Genomic DNA, 23,443 nt, shown 5'->3' on the forward strand with positions numbered 1-23,443 from the left:
AATTCGTTCCGATCCCGCGAGGCTGTTCTCATGACCGATCCGAAAGACATCGCCCCCGAAAGCACCGCCGCACGTGTGGCGCTGTGGCGCGCGTTGCATCTCGAAGTCGACGCCGAGCCACCTGTGCTCGCCGATGACGTCGGCCTGCGTCTGCTCGCGCCCCCGGACGACTGGCGCGAGCGCGGCGACATGCATCCGGCGTTCACACGGCCGTTTCGCGCGTCCATCGTCGCGCGTGCACGGTACATCGAAGACCTCGTCATCGCCGAAATGAAGCGCGGTGTGCGGCAGTACGTCATTCTCGGCGCGGGGCTGGACAGTTTCGCGCAACGTCATCCCGAACTCGCCGGATCGCTCTCGATTTTCGAAGTCGACAAACCGGGACCGCAGCGCTGGAAACACGACCGTCTCGTGGCTTTGGGCTACGGCGTGCAGGACTGGCTGCATTTCGTCCCCGTGGATTTCGAGGTGGGAGAGTCGTGGCGCGACGCGTTGTTGCAGCATGGCTTCGACGCGAGCCAGCCCGCCGTGATCGTTTCGACGGGTGTGAGCATGTATCTGACGCGTGAAGCCAACGGGGCGACGTTGCGCGAGGTGGCGTCGTTCGCGGGCGACGGATCGACGCTGGCGATGACGTTTCTGTTACCGCTGGAAATGGCGGATCCGGAGGTGCGTCCCGGGTTGGAGATGGCCGAGAAAGGTGCGCGCGCGAGCGGCACGCCGTTCATCAGTTTCTTCACGCCGGACGACATGATGGCGTTCGCTCGGGAGAGCGGCTTTGCCGACGCGCAACACGTGTCTGCCACCACACTCACAGCGCGGTACTTCGCCAACCGTACCGACGGCCTGCATCCCCCGGCGAACGCCGAGGAGTTGCTGATCGCCACGACGTAGTGCGAAGGTCGAGCAGTTTTTTCGATGTCCTGTACTGCGAAACGTGCGTGTTCGCGATATGCTGCCCCGGCGGTGCGGTTTGCCGCGCATATTCAGAAAAGTCCACCGGAGGGACCGCATGACGCTGACTGAACTTCTCATCCCTACATTCCTGCACATGCTGCGTGGCCAGTCCGCGTGGCTCGACAAGGCGGCCGCGCACGAGCAAGCGCAAGGCAAGGACGCCGATGATCTGATGACGCTGCGCCTCGCACCGGACATGTACCCGCTCGCCGCGCAGGCGCGCTTCGCGAGCTACCTGTCTATGGAGCCGGTGCATCGTCTGCGTGGCGAACCCATTCCGGAAGCGACGAAGGAGATTCAACGCGAGGGCTGGAACAGCGCCCAGCGTCCCGGCACCTTCGCCGAAGCCAAGGCGCGCCTTGCCACCGCCATCACATTCCTCGAAGCGCTGCCGGGCAACGCGCTCGACGCCGGTGAATACATCGATATCGCGCTTGAGTTGCCCAACGGCGTAGTGTTCGACATGACCGGCGAGCAATACGCGCGCGACTGGGCGCTCGCGCAGTTCTACTTCCACACCAATACGGCCTACAGCATCCTGCGTCAGCACGGCGTGGAACTCGGCAAGGGCGAGTACGTGGCGCATGCGCTCGCGTACCTGCGTCCGGGCACGCTGCCCAAGGGCTGAGTACTCCCTGGCGGAATGGACAAAGGGCGGAAGCTTCTCCGCCCTCCGCCCTCCGCCCTCCTCGCTTCTCACGTCCTACTTCTCGCGATACTCAAAACGAACAACGCAGCGCGATCAGCGCACCTGCCTGAACGCCAGACGAAGATCATGAGTCAGCGCGTCCGGTTGCTCCCACGCAGCGAAGTGCCCACCCTTGGCCGGACGGTTGTAATAGATCAGGTTAGGGAATGCCTTTTTCGCCCAGCTCTCCGGCGCTTGATACAGCTCGTCCGGGAAGGCGCTGACGGCGACCGGGATCTTGATGCCCTTCGGCGCGAAGAACGCAAACTTGTTCTCCCAGTACAGCCGCGCTGACGATACCGCCGTATTCGTGAGCCAGTACAGCGTGATGTTGTCGAGTACGTCGTCGCGCGTCAGACCTTCCTGCTTACCGTCGAACACGCGTGCAATAAGTTCGTAGCTGCGCGCATCGTGGTCCAGCATCCATGCCGCCAGACCGACGGGCGAATCCTCGATGCCGTACAACGTCTGCGGACGTGCCGTCATCTCCTGCGCATAGGCGAGGCCATGCGAGTAGAAGAAATCGAGTTGCTCGTAGGCGCGCTTTTCATCCGCCGACAGATTGGCCGGTGCCGGTTTGTGGGCGTCGAGCGAGCGCTGGATCTCGTCGGGCACGGCACCGGGCATGTTCGTGTGAATCGCCAGGAGTCCCGCCGGCGCTTGCACGGCCATCTGCTCGGTCACGGCATCGCCCCAGTCGCCACCCTGCGCGACGTAATGCTGATACCCAAGCCTGTGCATCAACTCCGCCCATGCTCGGGCAATGTGCGCCGGGTCCCAGCCCAGTTCGTTGGGTTTGCCCGAGAAGCCATAGCCCGGCAGCGAAGGAATCACGACGTCGAACGCGTCGTCGGCGCTGCCGCCGTGTGCCGTCGGATTCGTGAGCGGATCGATCAGCTTCAGTTGCTCGATGACCGACCCCGGCCACCCGTGCGTCACGATGATGGGTAATGCGTTCTTGTTCTTTGAGCGCACGTGGATGAAATGGATGTCCACGCCATCGATGTTCGTCACGAACTGCGGCAACGCATTCAGCTTCGATTCCACGCGACGCCAGTCGTAGTCGTTCGCCCAGTACTGCGCCAGCTTCTTCATCGTCTCCAACTGCACGCCCTGCGTGCCGTCGTTCACCAGTTCGCGGCTCGGCCATTTGGTGGCGGCGATGCGCTGGCGCAAGTCCTTCAACGATTGCGCCGACGCATGGAACTGGAAAGGACGGATCGACGTGTCGATGGCTTGTGTCGACGCGCCTGCCGCAGGCGTTGTCTGCGTCACTTCAATCGGCTGCGCCGCATTCGCCCATGCGGGCATGGAGAGGCCGATGGACGCGAGCGCAGCCGTTACCGCCAGCGCACGCATCGAACGCGCAGGACCGGCGCGACGGGGGAGTTTTGCTGAATGCATTTTCTGTGTCTCGGGGGGAAGAGGCGTCAGACGAGATTGAGTTCGACGTCGATGTTGTTGCGCGTGGCCTTCGAGTACGGGCACGTCTGGTGCGCGGCGTCGATGAGCGACAGGGCGACGTCGCGCTCAAGTCCCGGCAGGCTGACGTTCAGGCGTGCCTTCAGGAAGTACGCGCCGTCTTCATTGGCGAGATCGACTTCGGCGTCGACGGCCGTGCCGACCGGCAGTTGAATCTTCAACTTGCCAGCGGCGAGCCCCATCGCGCCAATGAAGCAGGCGGACCAGCCCGCAGCGAAAAGTTGCTCAGGGTTCGTGCCGGGACCGCTCGATCCGGGCGACGACAGTTGGACGTCGAGCTTGCCGTCGGAACTGCGGGCCGAACCGTCGCGGCCGCCGGTGGTGTGGGTTTTGCCGGTGTAGAGGATCTTGCTAGCCATGATGTTTTCCTTTCGATTTGGGTTGAGATCGCCTGCGAATCTTATTTTATTCGCATCCGATTTGATCGGATACGATGAATAATGCGATAGGCGAAATCAAAAGTCAACACCTTCCGATTAAATCGGATGCGATGTATATTGTGACGAAATCGAACGAACCCACGAGAACTGAACATCATGAGCAAATCGAAGCCCACCGAAACCGCGTTGCCAAACCTCAGCGACTTCATGTGTTTCGCGGTGTACTCGGCCAATCTGGCCTATGGGCGTGCCTACAAGTCCATTCTTGACGAGCTGGGTGTGACCTATACGCAATGGATTGCGATCGTGGCGCTGTGGGAGGAAGACAATGTTTCCGTCAAACGGTTGGGCGAGAAGCTGTTCCTGGAGTCGAACACACTCACGCCTATCCTGAAGAAGCTCGAAGAACTCGGCTATCTGCGTCGTCGGCGCGATCCCGCCGACGAGCGGCAGGTCATCGTCAGCCTGACCGAAGAAGGGAAGCAACTGCGCAAGAAGGGTGCACAGCGCGATCTGATTGCGGCGACCGGTCTCGATCCCGAGGAATTCGACCGCACGCAAAAGACCGTCGCGAAAATGCGCGACAGTCTGCTCAAACACGCTAACGGCGATTGACCGGCCGAGCGTCGTCGGCCCCGCATCGCGCTTGCATCACTCGCCGATCAAAAACGGCGGCCCGAAGCGCGTCGCGATGTGTTCTGTGGACTCGAACAATTCGCGCAAGACCTGACTGGTGCACGTCGGTTGTACGTAAAGATAGAACGCGACGTCGGGCAGACGCGGCAGCCCGTCGGCCTCCGAGAGCACGCGCATGTTGGCGTCGAGCAATTCGGTGGTGCGCGCTGTCACGCCAAGGCCTGCGCTGATCGCAGCCTTGATGCCGGTGAGCGTCGGTGAGATGAAGCTCGTGCGCCACGCAATGCCCGCCGCATTCAGCCGTTCGATGGACAGACGTCGGAACAGACTCAGCTCGTCCGCCATCACGAGCGGCACGGGGGCCGACGAGTTGAAGATGAAGTCGTCGGCGCAGATCCACACCATCGGCGAGGTGCGCAACTTGATGCCGGGAAAGCCTTCGTCGTAGCGCGTCGAGATCGCGAGATCGAGTTCGTTGTCGCGCAGCGCGTCCATCAGATGCGGGCTGCGTCCGACGATGATCTCCAGCTGCAATTCCGCCGAGAGTTTCGACAGCCGTCGCAGCATGCTCGGCAGAATCGACTCCGCCACATCGTGCGGCGAGCCGATACGTAACTTCTCTGCCGGTCCACGCGTTTGCATGACCTGCACCGCCTGATCGTTGAGCGCGAGAATCTTGTTGGCATACGCGACGAGACGCACGCCGTCCGTCGTCATCGTCTTCTGCCGCCCCTGCTTTTCGAACAGCGGGCAACCCATTTCCTGCTCAAGCCGCTGCATCTGCTGCGTGATGGCCGATTGTGTACGACCCACGCGCGTGGCCGCCGCCGCAAACGTCTCATGCTGCGCAATTGCGACGAAAGTCCGCAGCAGATCGATATCGAGATTTCGCATGGTCGTCCGCCCAGATACTTCAGAAACGTTAATGTTTCCCGGATAAAAATTAAATTGTTCTGAGCAATTTTGGTGGATAACCTGCCTGACACTCAAGCAATATTTATGTGACCGGGGGTGGAAGCCGGCATTGATCGGTCCCCCGCTAATCGATTCGCGTCATTTGCTTTCGCGCATACGACAATGAATCGACACCCTTCGGTCAAACCCAAGGAGACTCAGGATCATGTGGCAACGACACCTTGCTGGCGCGCTGTTCGCAACACTCGCCATGACGGGCATCACGAACCTGGCACACGCCGACCAGTTGGCTGACATCAAGGCGCGCGGCACGCTCGTTTGCGGCACGCAAAACGCCAGCGAACCGTACGCCTTCCCCGATGCCGCCACGCGCAAGATCGTCGGTTTCGACGTCGACGTGTGCACCGCGCTCGCGAAAGGCCTCGGCGTGAAGCTCGAACACCGCGCCCTGTCGACCGACGCCCGTATCCCCGAACTCAAGACGCGTCGCGTCGATGTGCTTGCCGCTGCCGTCGCCTGGATGCCTGCCCGCGCCGCGCAGGTCGACTTCAGCGATCAGTACTTCGTCGCCCCGATTCGCGTGTTGGTGCGCGCCGACTCGCCGGTGCAGACACTCGATCAGCTCTCGGGCAAGAAGATCGCCGCCTCGGAAGGCTCCAGCTCGGCGGCGGTGTCGGTGACGCGCCTGCCCGACTCGAATCTGCTGACGTTCCACGACATCTCGTCGGCGTTCCTCGCGCTGCAACAAGGCAAGGTCGAAGGGCTGGTGGCCGGACAACTGATCCTTGCGCGCTTCGCCAACGAAGCGGCAGCCAAGGGCGGACAGCAATACCGTCTGCTGACCAAGCCGGTGTTCGAAGAGCGCTGGGGCGTGGTGATGAACAAGGGCGAGCCGGCGCTGCGTGACGCCGTGAACAAGATTCTGGTCGACTACGACAAGACGAACGGCTTGCAGGACAGCTTCGAGAAATGGCTCGGCAGCAAGTCCGTGTACAAGTTCACGCGCGACTACAAGGTCGAGCCGATCAAGGTGCAGTGAGCGAGACGTCGCACAATGTTCGATCTCTCGTTTCTGCTTGAAGACGGTTACCTGAAGCTGTTTCGCGACGGCGTACTGACCACGCTCAAGCTGTTCGTGGTCTCGGGAATGCTGGCCATCGTCGTGGGCATCGTGCTCACGACGTTGCGCGCCCTGCCGGTGAAGCTCTTCAAGGGCTTCGTGATCGTGGTGGTGGAGTATCACCGCAACGTGCCGGTGCTGGTGCAGATTCTCGTCTGGTACTTCGGCGTGCCGCAATTGCTGCCGGACGGTCTGCGCGACTGGATCAACGCGGGCAACACCGAGTTCTTCTTCGCGACGGTCGCGCTGGCGCTCAACGCCGGTGCGTTCATCTCGGAAGACCTGCGCTCGGGCCTGCGTGCGATTCCGCATACGCAGCAGGAAGCCGCGTGGTCCATCGGTCTCACGTACTTGCAGTCGTTCCGCTACGTGATCCTGCCGCAAGGCATTCGCGTGGCGCTGCCTGCGTTGCTCAACCAGTCGTTGCTGCTCTTCAAGAATAGCTCGCTCGCGATGGCGATCGGTGTGCATGAGTTGCTGTATCGCACGCGTCAGATCGACAACCTGACGTTCCGTACCTTCGACGTGTTTCTGGTGGCCACGATTCTGTATCTGATCGGCACGCTCGCGCTCATGGCGCTCTCCGAGCACTTCTCCAAGCGCCGCACGGCGCCCTCGGGAGTCTGACGATGTTCGAGATTCTTCACGACTATCTCGCACTGTTCCTCGTCGGCAGCTGGCCCAACGGACCGCTCGGCGGTGTGGCAATCACGCTGATTCTGTCGGCGCTGGGGCTGGTGATTTCGTTTCCGATTTCGGTGCTGATCGGTCTGGCGCAGGTCTCGCCGTGGCGCTGGATGCGACGCCTCGCCGGTATCTGGACACGCTTCGTGCGTGGCATTCCGTTGCTGATGATCATCTTCTGGGCGTACTTCGCGGTGCCGTTGCTGGTGGGCGCCGAGGTCTCGGCGTTCACTACGGCCGTGTGCGCGATCATCGTCTACGAAAGCGCGTTCCTGTCGCAGATCGTGCGCGCAGGTCTCGAAGGGCTGCCGCGCGGACAGATGGAAGCGGCGCGCTCGAACGGCCTGTCGTGGCTGCAAAGCATGCGTTACGTGCAACTGCCGCAGGCGCTCGCGAATATGCTGCCGTCCATCGTCAACCAGTTCGTGTCGATCATCAAGGCGACGTCCCTCGCCTACGTGATCGGTGTGCCGGAACTGACGTACTCGGCGGCGCAGGTCAATACGATCACGCTGACCAAGCCGCTGCAAACATTCCTCGTGCTCGCAGCGTTCTATTTTGTGTTGTGTTTCGCCATTTCCCGATTCGCAGGCTGGCTGGAGCGACGTATCGCCCGCCAGCGTGCGGGACTGGCGTAAGCGCAGGATTCAAGACGGTTTAAGAAGGAGAGCGCGATCATGACCATGCTCGCATTCGAAAAAGTCGACAAGTTCTACGGCGAACATCATGTGCTCAAGGGCATCGACGCGACCATCGGGCGCGGCGAAGTCGTTGTGGTTTGTGGCCCGTCCGGCTCCGGCAAGTCGACGCTGATTCGCACGGTGACACGACTCGAAGCCATCCAGAAGGGACGCATTCTCTTCGAGGGCAAGGACGTCAATGCCCGCGACATGAAGATCAATCAGTTGCGCGCACGCATCGGCTTCGTCTTCCAGAGTTTCAACCTGTTTCAGAACCTGTCGGTGCGACAGAACCTGATCCTGGGGCCGACGAAGGTGCTCGGCATGTCGCGCGACGAAGCGGTCGCGCAGGCCGAAACGCTGCTCACGAAAGTGGGCCTCGCCCACAAGATTGACGCGATGCCCGCGAACCTCTCGGGCGGCCAGCAGCAGCGCGTGGCCATTGCGCGGGCGCTGGCGATGAAGCCGCCGCTCATGCTGTTCGACGAACCGACGAGCGCGCTCGATCCGGAGATGGTGCAGGAAGTGCTGCAAGTCATGCGCTCGCTCGCGGACGAAGGCCTCACGATGATGATCGTCACGCACGAAATGGGCTTCGCACGCGACGTGTCGAGCCGCGTGTGGTTCATGGATCAGGGCCAGTTGCTCGAAGACGCACCGCCGTCGGAGTTCTTCAGTCAGCCGAAGCACGCGCGTGCGCAGAGATTCCTGCAAGACGTGCTGCGGCCGTCGCCGATGATCAGCGTGCCGCGCGATGCGGTACCTGCCTGATCGCGTCCCCTCACATAACAAAGCAAAGCACTACGGAGAAGACTTTCATCATGTCCACGACTCAACTTCCCGAACAACGTCAGGCCGCTGTGAGCGACGCCATTGCCGCCATGAAGGCCGCGCTGGCCCCGGCGGGCGAGACGCGTCCCGCACTGGCCGAAGTGCTCGAACAGGTCAAGGCGCTCGCCGCACGCACCGCGCTCTGGAGCGAAGCCGACTTCCCGCCGCCGACCGACGGCGAGCTGCAAGCGCGCTATCTGATTCATGAAGATGCCGACAAGACCTACGCTCTGTATCTGAACGTCATGCGTCCGGGCAAGAAGATCACGCCGCACAACCACACGACGTGGGCGTGCATCGCGGCGGTCGATGGCGTGGAATACAACTACGTCTATCGCCGTACCGACGACGGCAAGACGCCCGGCGTCGGCACGCTCGAAGTGAGCGACACCGTCGTGGTCGACCCGGGCCACGGCATTGCGCTGGCGTCGGACGACATTCACGCGGTCGAGATTCAGGGCGACGCGCCGATCCGCCATCTGCACATGTACGGCCGTGCGCTGGAGACGCTGACCGAACGCATCACGTTCGATCTCGCCAAGGGCACGTACCAGGTGATGGACATCGGCGTGAAGACGCGCCGCTGATTCCCTGGCTTCGTCACCTCCTGACCTCTTGATGCAGCACTGACCGTCGGCACACGTATCGCCGACGGCAAGCGACAAGACTCACCGACGGCGCGACTCTGTTCGCGTCACCCGAAGCACACCGCCCATGCCTCTGGCACGAGCGGTGCGGGCCTGCTCATGCCTACGTTTTCGCGTGCCTTCGCGCGCGCTGACATGCGGCAGGCGAAATTGATCAACGACCTAACGTTACGACACCGGCTATGACTTCGTTCACCCCTCATTTTGTGTCGCCAGCCCTGCTCAAGGACTGGCTGCACGACGGCACCGAGATCGCCGTGTTCGACGTGCGCGAGCACGGCCAGTACGGCGAAGCGCATCTCTTCTACGGCGTGACGCTGCCCTACAGTCGTCTTGAACTCGACATCGTGCGTCTGGCGCCGCGTCGCGACGCACGCATCGTCGTCTACGACACCGACCAAAGCGTGGCGGTGCTGGCGGCGCAGCGTCTCGATGCGCTGGGTTATTCGGATGTGTACGTGCTGGAAGGCGGCACGCAAGCGTGGCAAGCGGCGGGTTTTACGCTGTTCGCCGGGGTGAACGTGCCGTCGAAGACGTTCGGCGAACTCGTCGAGATGGCGTATCACACGCCGCGTGTCACGGCGCGCGAGTTGGCGGCCATGCGTGAGCGCGGCGACAACGTGGTGATTCTCGACGGACGTCCCGTCAACGAATATCTGAAGATGACGATTCCGTCGTCCATCTGCTGCCCGAACGGCGAACTGGGTTATCGCATTCGCGATCTGGTGCCGGATACGACCACGCCCATCGTCGTGAATTGCGCGGGTCGTACGCGCAGCATCATCGGCGCGCAGACGCTCATCAACCTCGGCATCCCCAATCCGGTGATGGCGCTGGAGAACGGCACGCAGGGCTGGTATCTGGAAGACCTCCCGCTGGAGCATGGCAGCACGCGTCGTTATCCCGACGCCGTGTCGCCGGCCAGCGTCACGCAAATGCGTGACGCCAGCGGTGCGCTCGCCGAGCGCTTCGCCGTGCCCGAAGTCGATGCGTCGACGTTCGCACAATGGGCGAAGGATACGTCGCGCACGCTGTTCCTGTGCGACGTGCGCACCCCCGAGGAATATGCCGCAGGCACGCTGCCGGGGGCGCAGCATACGCCGGGCGGCCAATTGATTCAGGCGACGGATCAGTACGTGGGTGTGCGTCATGCGCGCGTGGTGCTGTTCGACAACGACGGCGTGCGCGCACCCATCGTCGCGAGCTGGTTGCGTCAGCTGGGTCACGATGCTTACGTGTTGCGCGACGGTCTTAACAGCGGGGCATCGCTGGCTGCGCCGACGCCGGGTGTTGAGACGACGCTGCCGGAGATCGACGTCGCGACGCTGAAGACGGCACTGGCCGATGGCAGCGCGACGGTGATCGACGTGCGTCCGAGCATGAGCTTCCGCCGTGAGCACGCGACGGGTGCGCGATGGGCGATTCGTCCGCGTCTGCCGAAGCTGCCCGCGTCCGGCAATGTGGTGCTGATCGCCGACGAGCGCGGGGTGGCCGAGTTGTTCGCGGCGGATTGGCGTCGTGAAAACGCGCAGGATTCGCGCACGTTCTCGTTGCTTGCGGGTGGGTTCAAGGCATGGGCTGCTGCCGGACTGCCTGTCGAAGCGACGCCAGACTCGCCGCCGGACGCCGATTGCATCGACTACCTGTTCTTCGTGCATGACCGTCACGATGGCAACAAAGCGGCTGCGCGTCAGTATCTGGCGTGGGAAACCGGCCTGCTCGCGCAACTGGACGAGCATGAGCGCGGTGCTTTCCGTATTGGTGACGCCGCCGTCGCCAAGTAAGCTGTGACTTTCGGCGCGCAGGTGACCGCCCCGGTCCTGCGCGCCAGTGCTGCTTGATCTGAACCGTCCGAACCGCTCTCTCTAAGCCAGACCATGTCCCGACAATCCCCCCCGTCTTCCTCGCCTGATTCGTCCACGCCTTGCGCTGAACACGATGCGCCGCAGCATGGCCGCTCGGGTCGCGTTGCAACGCGCCTTGTTAAGGGCGGTATGGATACTGCCGTCATTGGTGGTCGTGCCGTCAACCCGCCTGTGGTGCGTGCGTCCACGGTGCTGTTCGAATCGATGGATGACCTGAACGATGCGCGTCGTCGTCGTGGCACCGAGCGCATGTTCACGTACGGCGCGCGTGGCAACCCGACGGGCTTCGCGCTCGAAGATGTCGTCGCCGGGCTGGAGGGTGGATATCGTGCGCGACTGTTCCCGACGGGGCTGGCGGCGATCTCGATGGTGTTTCTTGCCTATGTGCGTCCCGGCGACCATGTGTTGATCGCGGATTGCGTGTATCAACCGGTGCGCCATTTCGTCGAGACGTTCCTCAAGCCGTGGGGTGTGCACGTCACGTTCTTTCGTGCGGACGGTAGCGACGCCGCCGAGCACATGACCGCGCGCACGAAGATGATCTACGTGGAAGCCCCCGGCTCGCTCGTCTACGAGATGTGCGACATTCCGGCGCTGGCCGATCTGGCGCATCGCCACGGGGCGCTGCTCGTTGCGGACAACACGTGGGGATCGGGCGTGCAATGCCGACCGCTGATGCTCGGAGCGGACATCTCCGTGATGGCCGCGACGAAGTACCTGAGCGGCCATTCCGACGTGATGATGGGCACTGTCACCACGACACAGGAAGTCTGGCAGACGCTCTCGACGATGGCCGACGCGCAAGGCGTGGCCGTGAGTCCCGACGATGCTTATCTGGTGTTGCGTGGCACGCGTACGTTGGCGGCGCGTCTGGCGATGCACGAGCGCAATGCGCTGGAGGTGGTGCATTGGCTGGATGGGTTGCCCGATGTCGCGCGTGTGTTCTGTCTGGCACTGCCGACGGACCCGGGGCACGCGTTGTGGCGTCGGGATTGTCTGGGCACGAACGGGCTGGTGTCGTTCGAGTTTGCCAACGCGACGCCCGTGCAGGCGGACCGCTTCGTCGATTCGCTGAAGCTTTTCGGCATCGGTGCGTCGTGGGGCGGCTTTGAGAGTCTGGCGACGGTATCGAACGTGGTCGGCACCCGCACGTGCGAAGACTGGTCGCATGCCGGTCCCATCGTCCGTCTGCACATCGGTCTGGAAGATCCGCAGGATCTGATCGATGATCTCGCTGCGGCGTTTGAGACGGTGTTTGGGAAGTGATGTACCGGTCGCGCGCGGCGGGTTGGCGCGCGACCTAACCGAGCTGCGAGATTACTTCGCAGGTGCTGCCGGTGCGGGACGGCTGCCGTCGAGCGTCGTCAGAATCTGATGGGCGGCGCGCAGCCGTTCTTCCATCGGGTAATTCTTGTTGGCGAGTAGCACGATCGCCATCTGCTTCGACGGGACGAAGGCCACATACGTGCCGAACCCGCTCGTCGATCCCGTCTTGTTGACCCACGACACCGGCGCCGGTGCCATCGGTGGCGTGAGTTCGCGCGCAGGGGTCGATTCCGTCGACATCCGCGTGGAGTTGCCCTCGATCAGCGCTTCGATCGTGACGGGATACGGATACTGTTCCCACGCGAGGTCTTGCGTCATCGGCGCATCGAAGAAGTAACTTGTGCGCGTCGCGTAGATCGCGTGACGCAGACGCCGGTCATAGACCGCCTCGCCGAGGTTGGCGTTGACGAAGCGCAACAGGTCGGAGGCGGTTGTCTTCACACCGTATGCCTCCTGCTCGAACACACCGGGCGAGACGCGAATCGGCTTGCCGTTCTTATATCCCCACGCGTAGTTTGCTTGCTGATCTTCCGGCACCTTGATGAAGGTGTGCTTCAGGTCGAGCGGCTTGAAGACGTGATCCGACATGAGCGTGGCGAAATCGCCGTGCATGGCCCGAGCGGTAATCCAGCCGAGCGCGCCGATGCTGATGTTCGAGTACGTGCGCGCGGTGCCGGTCGGCTGGGCGGGCTTCCACGCTTTGAGGTATTGCGTCATCTCCTCGATGTTGGTGACGTTGTCCGGCACTTGTTGCGGCATGCCGCCGGTGGTGTGCGTGCCGAGATTCAGCAGTTTGACGTCGCCGAACGGTGTGCCCGCGAACTCGGGGGCGCGACGGCTGACTTTGTCGGTCAGGGAGAGTGAGCCTGCGGCTTGCGCGTACGTCGCGAGCGTAGCGGTGAACGTCTTGCTGACGGAGCCGATCTCGAACAGGGTGTCGTCGGTGACGGGCTTGTTGGCGGCCTTGTCTGCGACACCGTAATCGAAGACATAGGACTGCCCGTCGAAGATGATGCCGACGGCCATGCCGGGAATGTCCTGACGCGTCATCAGCGGCGCGATGGTCTTATCGACGAGCGATTTGATCTCGTCTTGCCGGGGATTCGTCTGAACTTGCGCACCGGCCTCGGCGGCATAACTGCGCGCACTGAAAGCCATCCAGCTAATAGCGGCGGTCGCCGCAAGGGCGGCAAACAGGGTGATATGGGGTTTGGTCATCGACGCTCATCTCCGTTGAGGGCTCACCGGGGCGTACATTCTGCATCGCCGTGAGCTGTGGACGAAGCGTAAACCCAAAGGGGATCGGGTTTGTGGTGGTTGCATGTAACCGTTGTAACGGTTGCAACGCTCTGTTGAACTTACGTTCGTGCTCGACGGCATTTCTCAAAATGCCTAAGTTGTCGTTTGACAACCGTTGACGTCCTGACTAACCTTTCGCAGTTGCCAATGATTCGCCCGAGACACTCCAACAAGGATATAGAGAAAGCCATTTGCTACGCCGAGGCGCGTGGCTGGGCAGTGAAGGTACGCCCCGGAAGGGGGCACGCGTGGGGGTCCTTGTTTTGCCCCGACAACGATTCCACCTGTCGCAACGGTCGATTCTGCATCAACAGTATTTGGTGTACGCCGAAGGATGCTGACGATCACGTCAATCAATTGAAGCGCGCAATCGACAACTGCGTGAGAACCAAGAATCTAGAAGCTCCGCAAGATACGGAGTCGGCCAAGTTCTTGAGTGAAGCTTCTTGAACGAGATACCCGATGAAATACGAATTCACATTGACGTACAAATTAGATCCGGCGGATTCGGATCTGGATGATTTGATCGAGCGTTTAGGCGAAGCGAGATGCACCGATGCACTGGTAGGAATGGGACTCGCCGGGCATTTGTGTCTTGATTTCACCCGTAATTCCACATCTGCCGAACAAGCGATGCTAAGCGCGATCTCCGATGTAAATCGCGCGATTCCGTCCGCGAAACTCGTTGAGGCGGGGCCGGACTTTGTTGGACTGACCGACGCCGCCGATCTTGTCGGTGTGACACGACAAAATTTGCGGAAACTCATGGTTATGCATTGGGCTGCATTCCCTTCGCCAGTCCATGCCGGGAGTACGTCGATTTGGCACCTTGCTCTAGTCCTGCAATTTCTTGAGGCGCGCAGGTACAAGTTCGGGCGCCCTTTGATTGATATCGCAGTAGTCGCCATGCAGGTGAACCGCGCCAGAGAAGCCGTGCTGATGGGACAGCCCGTCGACGCCAGATTCGCCACGGCCAACCTTGGATTCAAGGCGTGAGCGCCGACCTTGACTCGAAGGCCTCAACCGCACTCCCGATTGATTTTGGAAAGACGAAAAAAAACCGCCCTCAAGGGGCGGCAACACGCTGAAATCAAACAGGGGGAGGGGGGAACTACTTTTCAGCGCGCGGGTATGAACGGTAGAAAGTGTGGCGTGCGATTACAGCGCCGGTTCGGGTTCGCGGTTCTCGGCCTCGCGCATGACGCGGATCGCTTCGGCGGAGATCATCGCATCGGCGTTGAGCGGCGGGATGTCGCCGAACAACGGGCGATAAACGAAATCGCCCACGTCGATGGTCTCGTTCGTCAACGCGCATACGCCCGGATGGTGCGCCTTGCGGATGCGCCAGATCTGCGCGCCGTAGTTGCCGCCGGTGGCGTCGTTCCACGACACCGTGATCGTCAGCTCGCTGGAAATCTCCAGCACGCGCACGATAGGCGCGCGGCGCGTGTACGGGATCACCGGTCGGCAGACGACCGGCTCGGCGTCGAGCATGGCAACGGTGTGCTGCCACACGCCCTGATCACGCGATGCACGTGACGAGCGTGAGGCACGAGACATCGGTGCGGACACCGACGAAGAAGAGGACGCTGCGGTCCCAGAGGCGCGGCTGCTGCCGCTTCGGTTCGGGCAATTGGTTCGATCGCTTCGCATGTTCAGGCCAGCCGGATGCGCGGCCCGCGAAGGCCGCCGAGTTTTTCCGCGCCCAGCAACACCGTCGCGCGGGCGAACCCGTGCAGCGCGTGCTGATGACGCCGGTACAACATGGCGTGGCTCCACTGCGCAAAGCGTCCGCGCACGATGCCACCTTTGAAAAAGCCGAATCGCCCGAGGGCGCCAGACGCGTTGTAGCCAGACAGCGACAACGACGCGCCAGGGTCGCGATAAGCGAACGGCGGAATTGCGCGGCCTTCAAGCCACGCGCCCAGATGACGGCCGAGATGCGCCGCCTGTTGCGTTGCCACCTGTGCCGTCGGCGGCAATGCATACTCGTCCTGCCCCACGCCCGACGACGTGAACGACGCACAATCGCCCAGCGCGAAAATGCGTTCGTCCTGTGCCGTCTGCAACGTGGCGCGCACGACGACCTGATTCGCTGCGTTGGTCGTCAGTCCACCGATGCCGCGCAGACAATCCGGCGCTTTCACGCCCGCCGCCCACACCAGCAAATCGCCGGGAATGAGCTGGCCGTCGTCGCGGTAAAAGCCGTCACGGTCGGCGCAAACGACGCGCGTATCCGTCAGCACACGAAAACCGAGTTGTTCGAGTTGATCTTGCGTCGAAGCGGAGACGTCGGGCGGAAACGCGCCAAGCAGACGCGGCCCGCGCTCGATCAGCGTGAGCTTCAGCCGCTCGCAAATCTGCGGATCGCCGTAACCGGCCGCCATCGCGAACGTTCGGCTGAGTTCTGCCGCCAGCGCAACGCCTGTGGTGCCGCCACCGGCGATGACAATGCGCAACGCATCGTCGTTCACGGCGCTGCGCAGCGATTCGCAATGCAATGCAGCGTTGAATGCCGTCGCCTGCGGCTGGCTGTCGATGAAGTGACAAACGTCACGCACACCGGGTAGCGAGGCGTCGTCCGCTTGTGAGCCCAGCGCGAGCACCAGCGCGTCGTAAGGCACACGGCGCTCGCTGAGCAAACGCTTGCCGTCGTGGCCTTCCATTTCCTCCAGCACAATCTCCCGGCGCTCGCGGTCCAGACCGCTCATGCGTCCCGCCTGATACGTGAAACCGTTGCTGCACGCATGCGAGAGGTACGCCACCTGGCTGTGCGCGACGTCGCACGTGCCTGCCGCAACGGTGTGCAGCATCGGCTTCCAGAGATGGGTGGGATGACTGTCGACGAGTGTCACGCGCACAGCACCGGCACGGCCGAGCGTTCTGCCCAGACGAGTTGCCAGCATCAAGCCGGCGATACCGCCACCGACAATCACGATTCGGTTTGCGCGAGACATTTGGGGGGGAAATGTCCAATTCAACAAGTGATGAATAAGCGCATAATAGCGAGCGTGTACCCGGCATGTCAAATAGGACGTGTCTGGGGAGGCAGGTACGTTCGGGTCGGGTAGACTTGGCGTATTGCTGTCGCGAAATCCGTCCCACCCCATCGCTCAATGACTCCTGATAAAGCCCTTTCGCAAGCCGAACCGCCCCGCAAACGCACGCGTGGGCGTCCTACGTGCGACTGCACGCATGGTGCCGACGCGTTGCTTCTGAACGCCCGTCGCATCTTCGCGCAACGAGGGTTCTATGCGAGCAGCGTGCGGCAGATTGCCGAAGCGTCCGGGGTCGATGCTGCGTTGATTTCGCACCATTTCGGTTCGAAAGAAGCGCTTTGGGTCGCGGTTGTCGATCAGATTGCGGCACTCACGCATGCGATGGTCGAAGAAACGCATGCCCTGCGCGACGCGCCGGGCGACGCGTCCGAGCGAATCGAAAAGGCCGTGCGTGTATTCGTGGAAGCGGTGTTCGATAACCCGGACGTCGGTATGTTCTTTTCGACGGCGGCGACCGAGGAAGGCGAGCGGCTCGACATTCTCACGCAGCGGCTCGTGCGTCCGTATCGCGACGCGATGGTGCCGCTCGTTGCCGACTGGCTCAAGGCGCAGAATCGTCCCGTATCCGACGCCGACGTAATGTTCTTCATGCTGACGTCGGCCATCAGCAAGACCGTCTCTTACCGTCACATGATGGGACCGTTCCTGCCCCCGGAAGGCATGGCCGATCTCAAGCGCACGGTGCTCGATTGCGCGATGGCGTTGATCCGGCAATGAGGCAACGCTGAGAAGATGGACGTCCCAACGCGGGAAGTCCGCAAGCGTCGTATAAGATAGCGGCACCCGGGCCGACTGCCGGCCCGCCTTTTTCTTTACGGTGCCCCCCTATGTCGAACGAAATCAAGCGTCTGCACACCAACGCTCGCATGAGCCAGATCGTGATCGCCAACGGCGTCGTGTATCTGGCCGGTCAGGTCCCCGACACCGCCAACGTGTCCGTCACGCAGCAAACCACCGAAATTCTCACGCGCATCGATTCGCTGCTCACTGAGGCGGGTGTGAACAAGTCGCGTCTGCTGACCGCGAACATCTGGCTGTCGGACGCCAAGCACTTCGCCGAATTCAACGCCGTGTGGGACGCCTGGGTCCCCGAAGGTCACGCCCCGACGCGTGCCTGCGTGCAATCGCCGCTCATGCGTGCTGGCCTGGAAGTCGAAATCGCCGTGACCGCGCTGGCGTAATTCCGCCGTTCGTCACCTGTCCGTGCGCGCGCAGCGCATGGATGTCGGGCTCATTCGCGCGTCGTGTGATGCGCATGAGCCCGCTCCCCCTCCTTCTCTGATGGTCTGACGGCTCGTCGGACACCCGCTCATGACGTACGACGCCCTAGTGCTCGGTGCCGGTATCGTTGGTGTTTCCGTGGCTGTGCATTTGCAGCGACGCGGCATGTCGGTCGCGCTCATCGACCGCAAGTCGCCCGGCAACGAAACCTCGTTCGGCAACGCCGGGCTGATTCAACGCGAAGGCGTCTATCCGTACGCATTTCCGCGCGACCTCGGCACGCTGCTGCGCTACGCGCGCAATCGCTCCACGGACGTGCGTTATCACCCGTCCGCCATGGGGACCGTCGGACCCTTTCTCGCGCGCTACTGGTATCACTCGGAACCCGCCCGTCATGCGGCCATCGCGCGCGACTACAGCACGCTGATTGCGCATTGCGTGACGGAGCATCGCGACCTGATCGCGGCGTCACGCGCCGGGGCGTTGCTGCGTGAAGGCGGTTGGGTGAAAGTGTTTCGCACGGCGTCTGCGATGGACGCTGCACAACGTGACGCCGAGCGTTGGCGCAACGAATACGACGTGCCGTTCGAGCGTCTCGATGCGACGCAATTGCGTGCGGACGAGCCATCGCTCACGCACACGTTGGTGGGCGGATTGCGTTATACGGCGTCCGATTCGGTGAGCGACCCCGGCGCGCTGGTCGCCGCCTATGCGCGTTACTTCGAATCGCTCGGCGGGCGCATTTTTACCGGCGACGCGACCACATTGCAGCCGCACTGGTCGGTGCAGACCGAAGTCGGTCGTATCGAAGGCCGTCGCGCGGTCGTTGCATTAGGACCGTGGGCGGACACCGTGACCCGAGCGCTCGGCTACCGCTTCCCGCTCGCCGTCAAACGCGGTTATCACATGCACTATCGCGCCCAGCCGGATGCGAAGCTGAGTCAACCGGTGCTCGATGCCGAGTACGGCTTTCTTATCACGCCGATGACGGGCGGCATTCGTCTGACGACGGGTGTCGAGCTCGGCCTGCGCGACACGCCGCCCACGCCGGTGCAACTGGCGGCCGTCGAACCGCTGGCGCGCGAGACGTTCCCGCTCGGCGAGCGCGTCGATCCGGTGCCGTGGCTCGGACGCCGTCCCTGCACACCGGACATGAAGCCGATCATCGGCCCCGCGCCGGGGCATCGCGACCTGTGGTTCGCGTTCGGTCACGCGCATCACGGCCTTACGCTCGGGCCAGTGACGGGACGCCTCGTCGCCGAGATGATGACGGGCGACACGCTGGTGGTCGATCCCGCGCCATTCCGCGCCGAACGTTTCTGATCACTGCGGCATCTCCTCCGGGGAGTCGACGCTGGGCGATGGCGTCGACTCGTTCGATGCGCTACCGTCGATTAGGCCGATCACGCTGATCTCGAACAGCGGCTTGCCAGCGAGCGAACGCACCGCCGGGTCTTCCGGATAGGTCCTGAGCAACGGCAGGATCACCGATCCGCCAATGACATTGCGACGGCTGTTATCTGCTGGCGATAACCCCCACACGTTCTGATACGTCATCGGCACGCTCACGCCGTCACGCTCGGCATTGCCCAGATACAACATGATGTGACCGTTGATGTGGATCAGCGTCATGAGCGGCCGACCGCGCTCGGCGAGCGTGCGCAGGCGTGTGTCGATGTCGGCATTGCGCAGATCGGTGCGCCGACCTGCACGCAACTGATCGGACGAATGCCGCGGTAGCCACACGCCGAACGGCGCGAACAGACTGCGCGTCTCGGCCGAGCAATCGTTATAGAAGAGCGTGTTGCCCCATCCGTACGGACGTCCGATCTGTTGCTTCATCACCTGCGCCATATGACGCGGCGTCAGCGTCCACGGCATCCGCACGAAGGCCGATGCATCGAGCGCAGCCATGCGGACTTGCGCTTGTCGCTGCGCGTCGGCGATGGGGAACATCGCCATCTGACGTCCGTCGCGCGACTGCACAAGCGGCAACACCGTGCCGATGGGGGCGAACGTCCGGTAGAGGGCCGTGGTGGTGCCCGGCACCGTGTCGCTCAATGTCGCATCGCCACGCACGATGGCACCGAGACTGCGCTGTGCGGCGTCACGCCAGGTGGCAACGAAGCGCGCGTCGACGGACGCCACCGTGCGTGCGTCGATCCAGCCGATGAGGTCGGGCGAATACACGAGCAGCCACGCGCCGTCCTGACTGCGCGCGAGTGTGTAGACCGGCGTGCCGGGGCGCAGCGCGGAGTCCTGCAAGGCGTCGAACGGATAGCCTTCGCCCGCTTCACGGAAATCGTAGAACGCGGGATCGTTCGTCGGCAGCAGGCGCACGAGCGCGTTGTCGACGGTGATGCCACGGCGGCGCGGGTCGTATTGCCAACTGGCGTGATCGGCGTCGAGTTGCGCGAGCGCCATGTTGGACTCGATTGCGCGGATCCACGCCTGCGTATGCGGCTGGAAGTTCTCACCGTAGGTCTTGCGAATACCGGGGCGGCTATTGTCGAAGCGGCTAACGCGACGTGCCTGCGAATCGGCGAGCTGCGCTGCGCCGCCCGCATTCAGGAGCGACGTAGAAAGCCATGTGCCGTTCCACGGCGACGGATCGCGCGGTGCGGTGCCGAAGTAGCGAGCGCGGAATACGTCGAACCGGCGGGTCTGTTCCTGCGCGGAAAGCAGCGGCTGATCGTAACCGGGGGCGTCAGGCCGAATCCAGTGATCGACGTCCTGATCGTAATGCTCGATGGGGAAGCGGCTGACGTTGTACTGCGCGGGAGGCGGCGCTGATGCCGTGTGCCCCGCCGCAGGCGGCGATTGGGGGGCGGGAGCGCTGGCGCACGCCGCAAGCATGATGAGCGGCAGGAAGGCAGCCAGCCATGTGAAGCGACGCTGGCTGTCTGAAGAGACGGCGGTGCGGGACGAGAGCGCGCGCTGCAAGGTGCCGCGCGCCGCGAGAATTGCGCCCATGTCGTGCAAAGGAGAGCCCGGATGCCGCCATGCTACTCCATTGACGCGAGGCAACTCCCGAGACGACTGCGCGTTGGGGAAGCGGCTTGCGCGACGCCTCGTCCCCAACGCGTCGGTGACTTACCAGCGCGCCGTCACGCTGCCGATGACCGTGCGGCCCGTGCCGTAGTAGCACTGCACGGTGGTGTTGCAGCCCGCCACGTAGGTGCGGTCGAACAGGTTGGTTGCGTTCAGTTGCAGACGCCAGCGCCAGCCGATGTCGGCGTGCAGCGACGCGTCGACGAGCGTCACACTGGGCACCGAGAACGAGTTCACCGAGTCGCCCGCCGTCTGGCCGAGATAGCGGATGCCGGCCCCCGCGCCGAGCTTGGCATCGCCCACACTGCCGAAGTTGTAGTCGGCCCACAGCGACGCCATATTGCGCGGCACGCCATACGGACGCTTGCCCAGATCGGTGTTGTTGCTGCGCGTGACCTCCACGTCCTGATATGTGTAGCTTGCCACCATGTTGAGCTTCGACGTGAGGCTCATGCGGGCTTCGAGTTCCACGCCACGCGAGCGCACTTCGCCCGTCTGAATTGTGTTGCGCGTGTTGGTCGGATCGGCAGTCGAGACGTTTTGCTGCGTCAGGTTGAACAGCGACGCCGTGAAGATGGCATCGGTGTTCACCGGCTGGTACTTCACACCGATTTCGTACTGCTGACCCGTGGTCGGCTCAAGCGGCGTGCCCGCGAGGTTGGTCGAGAGCGTGGGCAGGAACGACGTCGAATAGCTGAAGTACGGCGACAGACCGATAGCCGATTCGTACAGCAGGCCCGCGCGCCACGTGAACTTGTTCGGCGTTTGCTTGACCGACGATTTGTTGAGGTTGTTGTCGGTCGTCGACCACGTGAAGTCTTCCCGGCCACCCAGCGTCAGATACCAGCGGTCCCAGCGCATCTGGTCTTGCAGGTACAGGCCGAGTTGCGTTTGCGTCTGGTCGGTGCTGGTCGTGGGGTTGGCGGGCAACACGCCCTTCACGCCATAAACCGGCGCGTAGAGATCGAGCGACGGTGCGGAGCCCGACCACACGCGGTTCAGGAAGCGCTGCGTCTGGAAGTCCGCGCCGCCGACCACTTTGTGCGCGACGGGGCCGGTCGTCGTGTCGTACTGCACGTTGTTGTCGAGCTGCCAGCCGTTCAGGATCGGCGCGGCCTGATAGGCCGTGCGTTGCAGTGTGCGTTGATCGGCCAGCAGCGCGGTGCCATAGATCGACTTGTAGTCGAGATCCATGTGCGTGAAGCGCGCCGTCGAGCGGAATTGCAGCGCGTCGTTCACGCGGTGTTCAAAGCGGTAGCCGGTGGCGACCTGCGTCTTGCGATAGCGGTCGAACGACGGATCGCCGGTGAGCAGATCGCGGTCGATGCGGCCCCAGCGGGAGTCCTTCACCATGCCCAGCGCCGGGCCATAGCTGACCGATGAGCCCATGTTGTCCTGCATGTAGTTGACGAACCACGTGAAGCTCGTCTGCGCGTTCGGACGCCACGTGATCGACGGCTGAATCATCAGACGGTCGTCGCTCACATTGTCGGTCTGCGCGTTCGACATCCGACCAAGGCCGGTGATGCGATAGAGCAGCGTGCCGTCTTCGTTGGCGGGGCCGGTCATGTCCACACGCAGTTGACGACGGTCGAACGTGCCGTAGTCGACGCCGATCTCGCGGTAGGCTTCCGCGCTCGGTGCCTTGCTCACCAGATTGACGAGACCACCGAGGTTGCCTGCGCCATAGAGGATCGAGCTGGGTCCGCGCAGCACTTCCACACGCTCGAGCGTGTACGGATCGACGCGAACGGCGGCGTAGCTGCCAGGGCGATTCGCGATCTGCGGCACACGCAGGCCGTCCCAGTAGACATCGGCGTTGAAACCGCGAATGTAGAACCAGTCGGCGCGGGTGTCGCTGCCGTACGGATCGGCGTTCACCCCGGCGGCGTACTTCAGCGCGTCCGTCACGGTCTGGACGGCCTGATCGTTCATCTGATCGCGCGGGATCACGCTGATCGATTGCGACGTCTGCATGATCGACGTATCCGACTTGGTCGCCGTATCGCTGCGTGTGGCCACATAGCCGACCACCGGACCGCGTGCGACGTCGCGCTCGGCGTGGGCGGTCACGTCGGTCTGCGGCAAGGCGACGGCCGCACCGGTGGTGGCGGCGGCCGATGCGTTCGGACCGGGCGCGACGATGTAGCCGCCGTTCGGCTGGCCGGTCGCTTGCAAGCCCGTGCCTTCGATCAGGATCGCGAGGGCGAGCGACGGCGTGTACGTGCCGGAGGCGCCTGCCGTGCGCTTGTCGGCGATCTGGGCGGCGTCGTACGAGATCATCAGGCCTGTCTGCTGCGCGAAGGCGACCAGCCCTTGTTGCAGCGAACCGGCGGGGATGTGCAGCGACTGCGCGGCGCGTGCGGCGGTGGCCGCTTGTGCCGGTGTCTGTGCATGAGCGTCCGTCGTCGTGAGGACGGTCAGTGCCGACAGGGCGGTCAGCGTGAAGAGCGCCCCGGTGGCGAGGGTGACGGCGCGGTGTGTGTGACGGGCGGGCGTGTGGGCACGTGCGGCACGCGAGAGCGTGTGGCTGACGTGAGAAGACATGTCGGCGGTTTCCTTTCCTGGGAGCATCGAAACATCGAATTGGGCTTTCCTGTCT

At 63.0% G+C, this 23,443-nt stretch carries 22 protein-coding genes; 14 read left to right on the forward strand and 8 right to left on the reverse strand.

The genetic code is table 11. From position 1 onward, the window contains the following. Nucleotides 1-30 precede the first annotated feature (30 nt). Both NTU39_RS00665 and NTU39_RS00670 read left to right on the forward strand, forming a co-directional pair. On the forward strand, nucleotides 31-894 hold the full coding sequence (locus NTU39_RS00665) for a class I SAM-dependent methyltransferase (RefSeq protein WP_257958973.1): 864 nt from the start codon (nucleotides 31-33) through the stop codon (nucleotides 892-894). Between the two features lie 118 nt (nucleotides 895-1,012). Beyond that, nucleotides 1,013-1,585: a DUF1993 domain-containing protein gene (locus NTU39_RS00670; RefSeq protein WP_257958974.1), complete on the forward strand. Its 573-nt coding sequence runs from the start codon at nucleotides 1,013-1,015 to the stop codon at nucleotides 1,583-1,585. A gap of 114 nt (nucleotides 1,586-1,699) precedes the next feature. Here the strand turns inward: NTU39_RS00670 and NTU39_RS00675 are convergent, their stop codons facing one another. After that, a complete protein-coding gene (locus NTU39_RS00675; protein WP_150663768.1) occupies nucleotides 1,700-3,049 on the reverse strand; it encodes an epoxide hydrolase family protein in 1,350 nt (449 codons plus the stop codon). Nucleotides 3,050-3,075: 26 nt separating this feature from the next. Further along, complete coding sequence (locus tag NTU39_RS00680; RefSeq protein ID WP_150663769.1) at nucleotides 3,076-3,486, reverse strand: organic hydroperoxide resistance protein; 411 nt, start codon at nucleotides 3,484-3,486, stop codon at nucleotides 3,076-3,078. 177 nt (nucleotides 3,487-3,663) lie between these two features. On the opposite strand from NTU39_RS00680, the gene NTU39_RS00685 reads away from it, so the two are divergent. Beyond that, complete coding sequence (locus NTU39_RS00685) at nucleotides 3,664-4,122, forward strand: MarR family winged helix-turn-helix transcriptional regulator (protein WP_257958975.1); 459 nt, start codon at nucleotides 3,664-3,666, stop codon at nucleotides 4,120-4,122. 36 nt (nucleotides 4,123-4,158) lie between these two features. Here the strand turns inward: NTU39_RS00685 and NTU39_RS00690 are convergent, their stop codons facing one another. After that, nucleotides 4,159-5,037: a LysR substrate-binding domain-containing protein gene (locus tag NTU39_RS00690; protein WP_039394366.1), complete on the reverse strand. Its 879-nt coding sequence runs from the start codon at nucleotides 5,035-5,037 to the stop codon at nucleotides 4,159-4,161. Between the two features lie 226 nt (nucleotides 5,038-5,263). Here NTU39_RS00690 and NTU39_RS00695 point away from each other — a divergent pair, with 226 nt between their 5' ends. From NTU39_RS00695 to metC, 7 genes are all read left to right on the forward strand, one after another. Then, entirely contained in the window at nucleotides 5,264-6,097 is an 834-nt protein-coding gene (locus tag NTU39_RS00695) for a transporter substrate-binding domain-containing protein (protein WP_150663771.1), read from the forward strand. A 15-nt stretch (nucleotides 6,098-6,112) separates the two neighbouring features. Further along, nucleotides 6,113-6,805, forward strand: coding sequence for an amino acid ABC transporter permease (locus tag NTU39_RS00700; RefSeq protein WP_150663772.1), 693 nt, complete (start codon nucleotides 6,113-6,115; stop codon nucleotides 6,803-6,805). Between the two features lie 2 nt (nucleotides 6,806-6,807). Further along, the gene (locus NTU39_RS00705; protein WP_039394375.1) at nucleotides 6,808-7,500 is read left to right on the forward strand and encodes an amino acid ABC transporter permease; all 693 of its coding nucleotides are present in this window, start codon (nucleotides 6,808-6,810) and stop codon (nucleotides 7,498-7,500) included. A gap of 45 nt (nucleotides 7,501-7,545) precedes the next feature. Then, nucleotides 7,546-8,313 carry an amino acid ABC transporter ATP-binding protein gene (locus NTU39_RS00710; RefSeq protein WP_174991011.1) on the forward strand — a complete coding sequence of 256 codons (768 nt, stop codon included), beginning with the start codon at nucleotides 7,546-7,548 and terminating at the stop codon, nucleotides 8,311-8,313. Between the two features lie 50 nt (nucleotides 8,314-8,363). After that, entirely contained in the window at nucleotides 8,364-8,960 is a 597-nt protein-coding gene (locus tag NTU39_RS00715) for a cysteine dioxygenase family protein (protein ID WP_039394382.1), read from the forward strand. A gap of 242 nt (nucleotides 8,961-9,202) precedes the next feature. Continuing rightward, a complete protein-coding gene (locus NTU39_RS00720; RefSeq protein WP_257958977.1) occupies nucleotides 9,203-10,804 on the forward strand; it encodes a rhodanese-like domain-containing protein in 1,602 nt (533 codons plus the stop codon). A gap of 210 nt (nucleotides 10,805-11,014) precedes the next feature. Further along, entirely contained in the window at nucleotides 11,015-12,151 is a 1,137-nt protein-coding gene (metC, locus tag NTU39_RS00725) for a cystathionine beta-lyase (protein ID WP_246184501.1), read from the forward strand. Between the two features lie 51 nt (nucleotides 12,152-12,202). Here the strand turns inward: metC and blaPNC are convergent, their stop codons facing one another. Continuing rightward, nucleotides 12,203-13,429, reverse strand: a complete 1,227-nt coding sequence (blaPNC, locus tag NTU39_RS00730) for a PNC family class C beta-lactamase (RefSeq protein ID WP_150663777.1) — start codon at nucleotides 13,427-13,429, stop codon at nucleotides 12,203-12,205. A gap of 543 nt (nucleotides 13,430-13,972) precedes the next feature. Here blaPNC and NTU39_RS00735 point away from each other — a divergent pair. Continuing rightward, on the forward strand, nucleotides 13,973-14,506 hold the full coding sequence (locus NTU39_RS00735) for a DNA-binding protein (RefSeq protein WP_150663778.1): 534 nt from the start codon (nucleotides 13,973-13,975) through the stop codon (nucleotides 14,504-14,506). Between the two features lie 162 nt (nucleotides 14,507-14,668). Here the strand turns inward: NTU39_RS00735 and NTU39_RS00740 are convergent, their stop codons facing one another. Both NTU39_RS00740 and NTU39_RS00745 read right to left on the reverse strand, forming a co-directional pair. Continuing rightward, the gene (locus tag NTU39_RS00740) at nucleotides 14,669-15,070 is read right to left on the reverse strand and encodes a DUF3331 domain-containing protein (RefSeq protein ID WP_174984488.1); all 402 of its coding nucleotides are present in this window, start codon (nucleotides 15,068-15,070) and stop codon (nucleotides 14,669-14,671) included. A gap of 95 nt (nucleotides 15,071-15,165) precedes the next feature. Further along, entirely contained in the window at nucleotides 15,166-16,467 is a 1,302-nt protein-coding gene (locus NTU39_RS00745) for an NAD(P)/FAD-dependent oxidoreductase (protein ID WP_150663780.1), read from the reverse strand. Nucleotides 16,468-16,626: 159 nt separating this feature from the next. On the opposite strand from NTU39_RS00745, the gene NTU39_RS00750 reads away from it, so the two are divergent. From NTU39_RS00750 to NTU39_RS00760, 3 genes are all read left to right on the forward strand, one after another. Beyond that, on the forward strand, nucleotides 16,627-17,286 hold the full coding sequence (locus NTU39_RS00750) for a TetR/AcrR family transcriptional regulator (RefSeq protein ID WP_150663781.1): 660 nt from the start codon (nucleotides 16,627-16,629) through the stop codon (nucleotides 17,284-17,286). Between the two features lie 110 nt (nucleotides 17,287-17,396). Continuing rightward, nucleotides 17,397-17,750, forward strand: coding sequence for a RidA family protein (locus tag NTU39_RS00755; protein ID WP_150663782.1), 354 nt, complete (start codon nucleotides 17,397-17,399; stop codon nucleotides 17,748-17,750). Between the two features lie 130 nt (nucleotides 17,751-17,880). Next, nucleotides 17,881-19,113: an NAD(P)/FAD-dependent oxidoreductase gene (locus NTU39_RS00760; protein WP_150663783.1), complete on the forward strand. Its 1,233-nt coding sequence runs from the start codon at nucleotides 17,881-17,883 to the stop codon at nucleotides 19,111-19,113. Here NTU39_RS00760 and NTU39_RS00765 read toward each other — a convergent pair whose 3' ends face one another. Together NTU39_RS00765 and NTU39_RS00770 are read right to left on the reverse strand one after the other, a co-directional pair. Continuing rightward, nucleotides 19,114-20,763 (reverse strand): C40 family peptidase, encoded by a 1,650-nt coding sequence (locus NTU39_RS00765; protein ID WP_257958979.1) that lies wholly within the window; start codon nucleotides 20,761-20,763, stop codon nucleotides 19,114-19,116. Between the two features lie 120 nt (nucleotides 20,764-20,883). After that, a complete protein-coding gene (locus NTU39_RS00770) occupies nucleotides 20,884-23,388 on the reverse strand; it encodes a TonB-dependent siderophore receptor (protein WP_257958980.1) in 2,505 nt (834 codons plus the stop codon). Nucleotides 23,389-23,443 lie beyond the last annotated feature (55 nt).

Source organism: Pandoraea commovens (assembly GCF_024704525.1).
Classification (GTDB): Bacteria; Pseudomonadota; Gammaproteobacteria; order Burkholderiales; family Burkholderiaceae; genus Pandoraea; species Pandoraea commovens.